Annotated in this window: 13 protein-coding genes; 11 read left to right on the forward strand and 2 right to left on the reverse strand. The window is 40.9% G+C overall.

The window, feature by feature from the left end; all coding sequences use genetic code 11:
- The first annotated feature begins 72 nt into the window (after positions 1-72).
- From N8L33_RS02105 to N8L33_RS02150, 10 genes are all read left to right on the forward strand, one after another.
- Entirely contained in the window at positions 73-1,680 is a 1,608-nt protein-coding gene (locus N8L33_RS02105; protein WP_000105246.1) for a CTP synthase, read from the forward strand.
- 119 nt (positions 1,681-1,799) lie between these two features.
- The gene (locus N8L33_RS02110; RefSeq protein WP_194250476.1) at positions 1,800-2,873 is read left to right on the forward strand and encodes an N-acetylmuramoyl-L-alanine amidase family protein; all 1,074 of its coding nucleotides are present in this window, start codon (positions 1,800-1,802) and stop codon (positions 2,871-2,873) included.
- A gap of 229 nt (positions 2,874-3,102) precedes the next feature.
- Positions 3,103-3,402 (forward strand): DUF4651 domain-containing protein, encoded by a 300-nt coding sequence (locus N8L33_RS02115; protein ID WP_153192902.1) that lies wholly within the window; start codon positions 3,103-3,105, stop codon positions 3,400-3,402.
- Positions 3,399-3,716: a thioredoxin family protein gene (locus tag N8L33_RS02120; protein ID WP_000615777.1), complete on the forward strand. Its 318-nt coding sequence runs from the start codon at positions 3,399-3,401 to the stop codon at positions 3,714-3,716. Before N8L33_RS02115 ends, N8L33_RS02120 begins: the two co-directional genes overlap by 4 nt.
- Positions 3,717-3,731: 15 nt before the next feature.
- The gene (gene ytpR, locus N8L33_RS02125; RefSeq protein WP_261058239.1) at positions 3,732-4,358 is read left to right on the forward strand and encodes a YtpR family tRNA-binding protein; all 627 of its coding nucleotides are present in this window, start codon (positions 3,732-3,734) and stop codon (positions 4,356-4,358) included.
- Between the two features lie 41 nt (positions 4,359-4,399).
- Positions 4,400-5,161, forward strand: a complete 762-nt coding sequence (locus N8L33_RS02130; protein WP_153192906.1) for an SDR family NAD(P)-dependent oxidoreductase — start codon at positions 4,400-4,402, stop codon at positions 5,159-5,161.
- A 77-nt stretch (positions 5,162-5,238) separates the two neighbouring features.
- Positions 5,239-5,634 carry a single-stranded DNA-binding protein gene (locus N8L33_RS02135; RefSeq protein WP_261058240.1) on the forward strand — a complete coding sequence of 132 codons (396 nt, stop codon included), beginning with the start codon at positions 5,239-5,241 and terminating at the stop codon, positions 5,632-5,634.
- A 155-nt stretch (positions 5,635-5,789) separates the two neighbouring features.
- Positions 5,790-6,074, forward strand: a complete 285-nt coding sequence (groES, locus tag N8L33_RS02140) for a co-chaperone GroES (RefSeq protein ID WP_000917330.1) — start codon at positions 5,790-5,792, stop codon at positions 6,072-6,074.
- A 15-nt stretch (positions 6,075-6,089) separates the two neighbouring features.
- The gene (gene groL, locus N8L33_RS02145) at positions 6,090-7,712 is read left to right on the forward strand and encodes a chaperonin GroEL (protein WP_000031580.1); all 1,623 of its coding nucleotides are present in this window, start codon (positions 6,090-6,092) and stop codon (positions 7,710-7,712) included.
- Positions 7,713-7,849: 137 nt separating this feature from the next.
- A complete protein-coding gene (locus N8L33_RS02150) occupies positions 7,850-8,617 on the forward strand; it encodes an epoxyqueuosine reductase QueH (RefSeq protein ID WP_000567567.1) in 768 nt (255 codons plus the stop codon).
- 70 nt (positions 8,618-8,687) lie between these two features.
- On the opposite strand, the gene ntdP is transcribed toward N8L33_RS02150, so the two are convergent.
- Both ntdP and recX read right to left on the reverse strand, forming a co-directional pair.
- On the reverse strand, positions 8,688-9,221 hold the full coding sequence (ntdP, locus tag N8L33_RS02155; RefSeq protein WP_000775316.1) for a nucleoside tri-diphosphate phosphatase: 534 nt from the start codon (positions 9,219-9,221) through the stop codon (positions 8,688-8,690).
- Between the two features lie 88 nt (positions 9,222-9,309).
- Entirely contained in the window at positions 9,310-10,086 is a 777-nt protein-coding gene (gene recX / locus N8L33_RS02160; protein ID WP_203175862.1) for a recombination regulator RecX, read from the reverse strand.
- Positions 10,087-10,123: 37 nt separating this feature from the next.
- Here recX and rlmD point away from each other — a divergent pair, with 37 nt between their 5' ends.
- A complete protein-coding gene (rlmD, locus tag N8L33_RS02165; RefSeq protein WP_153193001.1) occupies positions 10,124-11,479 on the forward strand; it encodes a 23S rRNA (uracil(1939)-C(5))-methyltransferase RlmD in 1,356 nt (451 codons plus the stop codon).
- The last annotated feature ends 104 nt before the right edge of the window (positions 11,480-11,583 follow it).

Below are 11,583 nucleotides of genomic sequence, written 5' to 3' on the forward strand. Positions count from 1 at the left end.
TATTAGTAGGGTCTTGTTTTCTATGTCCCCTCGTAATTAACAAGACCTTGAGCATTTTAGAAAGAGGAATCTATGTCTACGAAATATATTTTTGTAACTGGTGGTGTGGTATCGTCTATTGGGAAAGGGATTGTGGCAGCAAGTCTGGGCCGTCTCTTGAAAAATCGTGGTCTCAAGGTAACCATTCAAAAATTTGACCCTTATATCAATATTGATCCGGGAACTATGAGTCCTTACCAGCACGGGGAAGTTTTTGTGACAGATGACGGAGCTGAAACAGATTTGGACTTGGGTCACTATGAACGTTTCATCGATATCAATCTCAACAAATATTCCAACGTGACAACTGGTAAAATTTATAGTGAAGTGCTTCGTAAGGAACGCCGTGGAGAATACCTTGGGGCAACTGTTCAGGTTATTCCTCATATCACAGATGCTTTGAAAGAAAAAATTAAGCGTGCCGCTCTAACGACTGACTCTGATGTCATTATCACAGAGGTCGGTGGAACCGTTGGGGATATCGAGTCCTTGCCATTCTTAGAGGCCCTTCGTCAGATGAAGGCAGATGTGGGTGCGGATAATGTCATGTATATCCATACAACCTTGCTTCCTTACCTCAAGGCTGCTGGTGAAATGAAAACCAAACCAACCCAACACTCTGTCAAAGAATTACGTGGCTTGGGAATCCAGCCAAATATGTTGGTTATTCGTACTGAAGAGCCAGCTGGTCAAGGAATTAAAAACAAACTAGCTCAGTTCTGTGATGTGGCACCAGAAGCTGTCATCGAATCGTTGGATGTTGAACACCTTTACCAAATTCCATTGAACTTGCAGGCACAAGGTATGGATCAAATTGTCTGTGACCATTTGAAACTAGACGCACCAGTAGCGGATATGACAGAATGGTCAGCTATGGTGGACAAGGTCATGAACCTTAAGAAACAAGTTAAGATTTCCCTTGTTGGTAAGTATGTTGAGTTGCAAGATGCCTACATTTCTGTGGTTGAAGCCTTGAAACACTCTGGTTATGCCAACGACGCAGAAGTGAAAATCAATTGGATCAATGCCAATGATGTGACAGCAGAGAATGTGGCAGAGCTCTTGTCTGATGCGGACGGAATCATCGTACCAGGTGGTTTTGGCCAACGTGGTACTGAAGGGAAAATCCAAGCCATTCGCTATGCGCGTGAGAATGATGTTCCAATGTTGGGAGTCTGCTTGGGAATGCAGTTGACTTGTATCGAGTTTGCTCGTCACGTTTTAGGACTCGAAGGTGCCAATTCTGCAGAGCTTGCACCAGAAACAAAATACCCTATCATTGATATCATGCGTGATCAGATTGATGTTGAGGATATGGGGGGAACCCTTCGTTTGGGACTTTATCCATCTAAGTTGAAACGTGGCTCTAAGGCTGCGGCTGCTTATCACAATCAAGAAGTGGTGCAACGCCGTCACCGTCACCGCTATGAGTTTAACAACGCCTTCCGTGAGCAGTTTGAGGCAGCAGGCTTTGTCTTCTCAGGAGTTTCTCCAGACAATCGTTTGGTCGAAATTGTGGAAATTCCTGAAAATAAATTCTTTGTAGCGTGTCAGTATCACCCTGAACTTTCAAGTCGTCCAAACCGCCCAGAAGAACTCTACACTGCCTTTGTTACTGCAGCCGTTGAGAACAGCAATTAGCCAAATCAGAACCTTTGAGAAGAATCTCAGAGGTTTTTTGCTTGCATATTTAGGATAAGATTTGCAAATTAAAAACATAGTGATATAATTAACATGAAAAATCCTAAGGAGGATCTACGATGAAAAAAATCACATTATTTGGTTTGTCTCTAGCTGGTCTAGCTTTACTGGCTTTTCCACATTCAGGGCAGGCATTTGAGCTTAAAGAAGAATGGGTTGTTAAGTGTGGAGTACAGTATCAAGATGGCAAGATTTTTCGATTCAACAATGGTCATGAAGTGGATATCAAAGTCTTGGATTTGCCAAAAACCGAGAAAATCGAGTGGACGGTTAGTCTCGATGGTCAAGATCAGACAGTCAATTTTCTAGGTCAAGAAAAGGACAAGTCTATGATTGGTATAGAAGGGCGTTACCTGAATTTCTATGTTCCATATGGCTATAGAGGAGATATCAAGGTAGAGGCCAAGAGCGGAAACGAAGTGAAGACTTGGTCAACGAAAGTTGTGGATGATATTCATAATGATAGTGGAAAGAGAGGCTACTACCGTATTGAAAAATCAAATGATCAATACACTTACCTCGATGCTAAATGGGATTATCAAACCAAGACTTACACTGCAACCCTACCAGAGACTGTCAATGGTCAAAAAGTCTTTGCTTGGGCAGACTATGGCAATGGCGAGTTGAAACTTGAAAAACTAAAGTCTATCAGTCATAAATATGATGGAGGATCTTTCAAAGAACTTTATCCGATTGTAAAAGCAGAAAGCTGGCTAAAATCAAACCAAAACTGGTACTATCAAAAACAAGGTCAATTAGTGCAGAAGGATTGGGTTTATGACAAGGGAACTTGGTACTTTATGAATGATAAAGGAGTCATGTTCAATCAAACTTGGCTTTATCAAGGTAGCAACTGGTATGCCTTTAAATCATCAGGAGCTATGATTGCTAGTGACTGGCTTTACGACCAAGGCAAGTGGTACTATTTATCAACTTCAGGAGCTATGAAAGCAAGCACTTGGGTTTATGACAAGGGAGAATGGTATTATGTAAGTTCTTCTGGTGCCATGATTGCGAATGATTGGGTCAAAGATAATGGCAAGTGGTATTATCTAACTTCATCAGGTAAGATGCTTCGCAATACCTACACACCAGATGGTTACTACGTTGGCAACTCAGGCGCCTGGCAATAAGAATAATACTCTTCGAAAATCTCTTCAAACCACGTCAGCTTCATCCACAACCTCAAAACAGTGTTTTGAGGTGACTTCGTCAGTTCTATCTACAACCTCAAAGCAGTGCTTTGAGCAACCTGCGGCTAGCTTCCTAGTTTTATAAGAAGTCCTTTTCCTTCAAGGAAGAGGCTTTTTACTTGCTTTTCTGCTGCTTCCTCATTTGTCCTAAAGCCTTTTTTGTGTTAAAATGAATGGTATGAAAGCTAAAAAAATGTGGATGGCAGGTCTGGCTCTGCTTGGTATTGGGAGCCTTGCCCTTGCTACGAAAAAAGTTGCAGATGACCGTAGGCTCATGAAGACTCAGGAAGAGTTGACAGCGATTGTGCGAGACCATTTTTCAGACATGGGGGAAATTGCGACCCTCTATGTTCAAGTCTACGAAAGTAGTCTAGAGCGACTTGTCGGAGGCGTCATTTTTGAAGATGGCCGTCACTATACCTTTGTCTATGAAAATGAATACCTAGTCTATGAGGAGGAAGTTTTATGATACAACCAGCAAGTTTAGAAGAATTAGCATCCTTAGTAGAAAAAGATGGCAAGAAGGTCTTTCTTTTTGTGGCGGACTGGTGTGGCGATTGTCGTTACATCTATCCTGCCTTGCCAGAAATTGAGGAAACCAATCCAGAGTTCACCTTTATTCGGGTGGACCGAGACCAGTATATGGATTTGGCTAAACTCTGGGATGTTTATGGAATTCCTAGCCTTGTTGTTCTAGAAAAGGACAAGGAAATTGGTCGTTTTGTTAATCGCGACCGTAAAAGTAAGCAACAAATTAACGACTTTTTAGCAGGACTGAAATAGGAGAAAATAGAAACAATGATTTTTACATATAACAAAGAACATGTCGGTGATGTCCTTATGGTCATCGTGAAAAATAGCGGAGATGCCAAACTGGATGTGGAGCGCAAAGGCAAGGTAGCTCGTGTTTTCCTCAAAGATAATGGGGAAACAGTGGCTTGGAATATTTTCGAAGTTTCAAGTTTGTTTGAAATTGCAGAGCGAGGTCAAGTCTTTTTATCAGATGAGCAAGTAGCACGTTTAAACCAAGAGTTGCAGGCAGAAGGTTTTACAGAAGAAATTGTCAATGACAAGGAACCTAAGTTTGTTGTTGGTGAGATTGTCGAGATGGTAGCCCATCCAGATAGTGACCACCTCAACATCTGCCAAGTTGCAGTATCAAGTGACAAGACTGTACAAATCGTTGCAGGAGCACCCAATGCGCGTGTGGGGTTGAAAACCATTGTAGCTCTTCCAGGAGCTATGATGCCCAAAGGCAATCTTATTTTCCCAGGTGAGCTTCGTGGCGAAAAGAGTTTTGGCATGATGTGTAGCCCTCGTGAATTGCATCTGCCAAATGCTCCGCAAAAACGTGGTGTTATTGAATTATCAGAAGACCAAATTGTCGGAACACCATTTGATCCAGCTAAACACTGGACTGCCTAAGAAGTTGTTAGTATCTGATAGACCAGCTAGAAGGAAATAAGATGGCAAAAAATGTAGTGATTACAGGGGCGACATCAGGAATCGGTGAAGCGATTGCACGTGCTTATCTGGAGCAGGGTGAGAATGTCGTTCTAACAGGCCGACGGATAGACAGACTAGAAACCTTAAAGTCGGAGTTTGCAGAGACTTTCCCAAATCAAACAGTTTGGGCTTTTCCACTAGATGTGACGAATATGACCATGGTAAAGACTGTCTGCTCTGATATTCTAGAAACGATAGGTCAGATTGATATTCTGGTCAACAATGCCGGACTGGCTCTAGGTTTAGCACCTTATCAGGACTATGAAGAGTTGGATATATTGACCATGCTGGATACCAATGTCAAGGGCTTGATGGCAGTCACTCGCTGCTTCTTGCCAGCAATGGTAAAAGCCAATCAAGGACATATCATCAATATGGGGTCAACCGCAGGAATCTACGCCTATGCGGGTGCCGCTGTTTACTCAGCTACCAAGGCAGCAGTTAAGACCTTTTCAGATGGTCTGCGAATTGATACCATCTCAACGGATATCAAGGTGACGACCATTCAGCCTGGAATTGTCGAAACAGATTTTTCTACAGTGCGTTTTCACGGTGATAAAGAGCGGGCTGCGTCCGTTTACCAAGGAATAGAAGCCTTGCAAGCTCAGGATATTGCAGACACAGTAGTCTATGTGACCGGTCAACCTCGTCGTGTTCAGATTACAGATATGACCATAATGGCCAATCAACAGGCGACAGGTTTCATGGTTCATAAAAACTAAAAAATTTTCTCGAAAAGTTACAAATTTCTGTAACTTTTTTTGATTTCCTACGAATAGATAAGTAGGAGGAAGAAAATATGTATAATAAAGTTATCTTAATCGGACGCTTGACGTCTACACCAGAATTGCACAAAACCAACAATGACAAGTCAGTAGCTCGAGCGACTATTGCAGTCAACCGTCGTTACAAAGACCAAAACGGTGAACGTGAAGCTGATTTTGTCAATATGGTCCTATGGGGCAGACTAGCCGAAACTTTGGCAAGCTACGCAACAAAAGGAAGTCTCATTTCAGTGGATGGAGAACTTCGTACCCGTCGTTTTGAGAAAAATGGCCAGATGAACTACGTGACAGAAGTACTTGTCACAGGATTTCAACTATTGGAAAGTCGTGCTCAACGTGCCATTCGTGAAAATAATGCAGGCCAAGATTTGGCAGATTTGGTCCTGGAAGAGGAAGAATTACCATTTTAAACATTGAAAAGTCTGAGTTGTTCTCAGGCTTTTTATCTTGAGAAAGTCAGACTTTTTTCTTGACTATTTCTGACCAAGTGATACAATAGAACTATGGATTAGCACTCGGGTGTAAAGAGTGCTAATAGTATCTATCTTATCATGGAGGAAAGCAGATGTTGAAACCATTAGGAGACCGTGTGGTCTTGAAAATCGAAGAAAAAGAACAAACTGTTGGAGGTTTTGTCCTCGCAGGCTCAGCCCAAGAAAAAACAAAAACAGCCCAAGTTGTAGCTACTGGACAAGGTGTTCGTACCTTGAACGGTGATTTGGTTGCCCCAAGCGTTAAGACTGGCGACCGTGTCTTAGTTGAAGCCCATGCAGGTCTTGATGTCAAAGATGGCGATGAAAAGTACATCATCGTTGGCGAAGCTAATATCTTGGCTATCATTGAAGAATAGAAGGAGAAAGTAAGTATGTCAAAAGAAATTAAATTTTCATCTGATGCTCGTTCAGCTATGGTCCGTGGTGTCGATATCCTTGCAGACACTGTTAAAGTAACCTTGGGACCAAAAGGTCGGAATGTCGTTCTTGAAAAATCATTCGGTTCACCTTTGATTACCAATGACGGTGTGACCATTGCCAAAGAAATCGAGTTGGAAGACCATTTCGAAAATATGGGTGCCAAATTGGTATCAGAAGTAGCTTCAAAAACAAATGATATCGCAGGTGACGGGACTACAACTGCAACTGTTTTGACTCAAGCGATCGTCCGCGAAGGAATCAAAAACGTCACAGCAGGCGCAAATCCAATCGGCATTCGTCGTGGGATTGAAACAGCAGTTGCCGCAGCAGTTGAAGCCTTGAAAAACAATGCCATCCCTGTTGCTAATAAAGAAGCTATCGCTCAAGTTGCAGCTGTATCTTCTCGTTCTGAAAAAGTCGGTGAATACATTTCTGAAGCCATGGAGAAAGTTGGCAAAGATGGTGTCATCACTATCGAAGAGTCACGCGGTATGGAAACAGAACTTGAAGTTGTGGAAGGAATGCAGTTTGACCGTGGTTACCTTTCACAGTATATGGTGACAGATAGCGAAAAAATGGTAGCTGATCTTGAAAATCCATACATTTTGATTACTGACAAGAAGATTTCAAATATCCAAGAAATCTTGCCACTCCTAGAAAGCATTCTCCAAAGCAATCGTCCACTCTTGATTATTGCGGATGATGTAGATGGTGAAGCTCTTCCAACCCTTGTATTGAACAAGATTCGTGGAACCTTCAATGTGGTAGCAGTCAAGGCACCTGGTTTTGGTGACCGTCGCAAAGCCATGCTTGAAGATATCGCCATCTTAACAGGCGGAACAGTTATCACAGAAGATCTTGGTCTTGAGTTGAAAGATGCGACAATTGAAGCTCTTGGTCAAGCAGCGAGAGTAACTGTGGACAAAGATAGCACTGTTATCGTAGAAGGTGCTGGAAATCCTGAAGCGATTTCTCACCGTGTTGCAGTTATCAAGTCTCAAATCGAAACCACAACTTCTGAATTTGACCGTGAAAAATTGCAAGAACGCTTGGCGAAATTGTCAGGTGGTGTAGCAGTCATCAAGGTCGGAGCTGCAACTGAAACTGAGTTGAAAGAAATGAAACTCCGCATTGAAGATGCCCTCAACGCTACTCGTGCAGCTGTTGAAGAAGGTATCGTTGCAGGTGGTGGAACAGCCCTTGTCAATGTTATTCCAGCCGTGGCTGATTTGGAATTGACAGGAGACGAAGCAACGGGCCGCAATATTGTTCTCCGTGCTTTGGAAGAACCTGTTCGTCAAATCGCCCACAATGCAGGATTTGAAGGCTCTATCGTTATCGATCGTTTGAAAAATGCTGAAGTTGGTACAGGCTTCAACGCAGCAACTGGCGAATGGGTTAACATGATTGATCAAGGGATTATCGACCCAGTTAAAGTGAGTCGTTCAGCTCTCCAAAATGCAGCATCTGTAGCCAGCTTGATTTTGACTACGGAAGCAGTCGTAGCCAATAAACCAGAACCAGCAGCTCCGGCTCCAGCAATGGATCCAAGCATGATGGGCGGCATGATGTAAGCTTTCTATAGAAAACAACTTATAAAAAACACAAAAGGAGGGAATGCCTATTCCTCCTTTTTATGATATTCACTTCTAAATTGATTTGAGCTCTCCTAACTTATATGATAAAATAAGACTATAAAAAGGAGAAGAACATGATCGATGTAGAAGAAATTCTGAGCAAGATGAACCCCAATCAGAAGATTAATTATGACCGTGTCATGCAGAAGATGGTACAAGTATGGGAGAAAAATGAGCAACGTCCAACTATTCTCATGCATGTTTGCTGTGCCCCTTGCAGTACCTATACTCTAGAATATTTGACTAAGTATGCAGACGTGACCATTTATTTTGCCAATTCTAATATCCATCCCAAGGCAGAATACCATAAGCGAGCCTATGTTACCAAGAAATTTGTCAGTGATTTTAATGAGCGGACAGGAAATACGGTCCAGTATCTAGAAGCTCCCTACGAACCAAATGAATATCGTAAGTTAGTCAGAGGACTGGAAGAAGAGCCTGAAGGTGGCGACCGTTGTAAGGTTTGCTTTGACTACCGACTGGATAAGACAGCTCAAGTGGCTATGGATTTAGGCTTTGACTACTTCGGTTCGGCTTTAACCATCAGTCCTCATAAGAATTCTCAAACCATCAACAGCATCGGAATCGACGTGCAAAAAATTTATACCACCCACTATCTTCCCAGCGATTTCAAGAAAAATCAAGGCTACAAACGTTCAGTAGAGATGTGTGAGGAGTATGATATCTATCGTCAATGTTATTGTGGATGCGTCTATGCAGCCCAAGCCCAGAATATTGACCTGGTTCAGGTTAAGAAAGATGCTACAGCTTTCTTGCTGGATAAGGATGTTGAAAAAGACTATTCCCACATCAAATTTACTGTTACGAAATTAGATATATAGAAATCACCCCAGCTGTAAAGCTGGGTTTTTAAAATAAAAAAACCGGGGTCTTAACCCCAGTTTGACAACTTTACCGATTCTTTAGTTCTACATAGCGCTTGTACCAAATGTTTACATAGGCTTCTGAGAAAGGACCTCGTCCATTGTTAATCCAATCAACAAGAATTTTAACATGTTCTTTTAAAATGTAGTCCAAGTCATCAGAATAATTCATTTTGCGTTTGTGACGCTCATACTCCTCAACGTCCAAGAGACGTTTTTCCCCATCTGTAAAAATTTTAACATCCAAATCGTAATCAATATACTTCAGTGCTTCTTCATCCAGATAGTAGGGGCTAGCCATATTGCAATAGTAGGAAATTCCATTATCGCGAATCATGGCAATGATATTAAACCAATATTTCTTGTGAAAGTAAACAATAGCCGGTTCTCGAGTGACCCAACGACGACCATCACTTTCGGTAACCAGTGTATGATCGTTGACACCAATAATGGCGTTTTCTGTTGTTTTTAGTACCATGGTGTCCCGCCAAGTTCGGTGGAGACTCCCATCATGCTTATAACTTTGAATTGTAATAAAGTCGCCTTCTTTTGGAAGTTTCATAACTAACCAACTTTCTACAATTTATAAGTTTATCGTTTACTATTGTACCATAAAATTACCTAAAATCTGTGAATTTTACATGAAAATATTAAAGATATTCTCTGAGAGCGCTTGCTATATCCGAAAAATCGTAGCCTTTTCGTGCTAAAACTTGAGTTAAACGTTGTTTAAGTTCGTATCCTTCATATTTTCGGGCATACTTGGCATATTGATTATCAAGTTCCTTGAAGATGAGTTCCTGAGTCGTTTCTTGGTCAACTTGACTATCCAACTGGTCAAAGGCACTTTTAGCATCAGAATAGGAAAACCCCTTGTTGGTCAGATTTTGGATTATCTTATCCTGCAAAGCACGAGCTGGAAGTTTTCCTTCATATTTTTTCAATAGTTTATTAGCTACGCGTTGAGCAACTTCAGAAAAATCAAATTCTTTCAAGTTCTCTTCTATAGTAGATTTTGAAATTCCCTTTTGTGTTAGTTTCTGAGTCAGTACATAAGGCCCCTTGTCTCCTGAAAGTTGATTGGCATTGATGATAGCATAAGCGTACTGACCATCATTAATCCACTTATCTTCTTTAAGATTAGCAATGACTTGAGAAACGATGTTTTCATCAATATCGTATTTTTTTAGATATTCTCTAACCTCTTTTTCAGTGCGTGCTTTAAAGGATAGGTGGTAGAGAGCTAGATTCTTACCGTAAGAAAATTGGGCAAACTCCTGAATCTCTTTCAATTCTTCTTCGCTTATCACCTTATCTCTTGATAACATAAAGCGAACAATAGTATCTTCAGTAATGTAGCATTTGTCGTCATTATCAAGCTCCATCAGATAGAGTCTTTTTTTCTTTTCAAGTTTTGTGATTTTCATAGTTCTATTATAACTCAAAATGTGATAAGATAGGGGTATGAATCTGAAAGTAAAACAAAAAATACCATTAAAAATCAAGCGCATGGGAATTAATGGTGAGGGAATCGGCTTTTATCAAAAAACATTAGTCTTTGTGCCTGGTGCTCTCAAAGGTGAAGATATCTATTGTCAGATTACTTCTATTAAACGTAACTTTGTAGAGGCAAAATTACTGAAGGTCAACAAGAAGTCTAAATTCCGTGTTGTGCCAGCATGTACTATTTACAATGAGTGCGGAGGCTGCCAAATCATGCACCTGCATTATGATAAGCAACTGGAGTTCAAGACGGACTTGCTTCATCAAGCACTGAAAAAATTTGCCCCTGCAGGATATGAAAATTATGAAATACGTCCGACGATTGGTATGCAGGAACCAAAGTACTACCGTGCTAAGTTACAATTTCAGACTCGAAAATTTAAGAATCAGGTCAAGGCGGGCTTATATGTACAAAACTCTCATTATTTAGTAGAGTTGAAAGACTGCCTGGTACAAGACAAGGAAACCCAAGTGATTGCTAATCGTCTAGCGGAATTACTTACTTTTCACCAAATTCCAATCACAGATGAGAGAAAAATTCTAGGTGTTAGAACTATAATGGTTCGACGAGCAAGAAAGACTGGACAGGTTCAGATTATTATTGTTACAAATCGTCAGCTTAATTTAACCCAACTAGTAAAAGACTTAGTTAAAGATTTTCCAGAAGTTGTGACAGTAGCTGTTAATACAAATACAGCTAAAACCAGTGAGATTTATGGTGAAAAGACAGAGATTATCTGGGGACAAGAGAGTATTCAAGAAGGTGTACTCGATTATGAATTTTCACTATCTCCTCGAGCTTTCTATCAACTAAATCCTGAACAAACAGAAGTTCTTTATAACGAGGCGGTAAAAGCCTTGGATGTTAATAAAGAAGACCATTTGATTGACGCTTATTGTGGAGTGGGAACGATTGGATTTGCCTTTGCAAAGAAAGTAAAGACACTTAGAGGAATGGATATTATCCCAGAAGCTATTGAAGATGCCAAGCGAAATGCGAAAAGAATGGGATTTGACAATACTCATTATGAAGCTGGAACGGCAGAAGAGATTATTCCTCGTTGGTACAAGGAAGGCTACCGAGCAGATGCTCTGATTGTGGACCCACCACGTACAGGTCTGGATGATAAGTTATTAGATACTATTCTTACTTATGTGCCAGAAAAAATGGTTTATATTTCTTGTAATGTTTCGACCTTGGCTCGTGATTTGGTACGCTTAGTAGAAGTCTATGATCTTCATTATATCCAGTCGGTCGATATGTTCCCACATACAGCTCGAACTGAAGCTGTTGTAAAATTAATAAAAAAAGTTTAAAAAAGTAGTTGACAAAAAATAAAAAGTCGGTATAATAGTAAGAGTTGAAAACAACAACTCTGGTCCGTTGGTCAAGGGGTTAAGACACCGCCTTTTCACGGCGG

It is taken from the genome of Streptococcus mitis, assembly GCF_946188695.1.
Taxonomy (GTDB): domain Bacteria; phylum Bacillota; class Bacilli; order Lactobacillales; family Streptococcaceae; genus Streptococcus; species Streptococcus mitis_DF.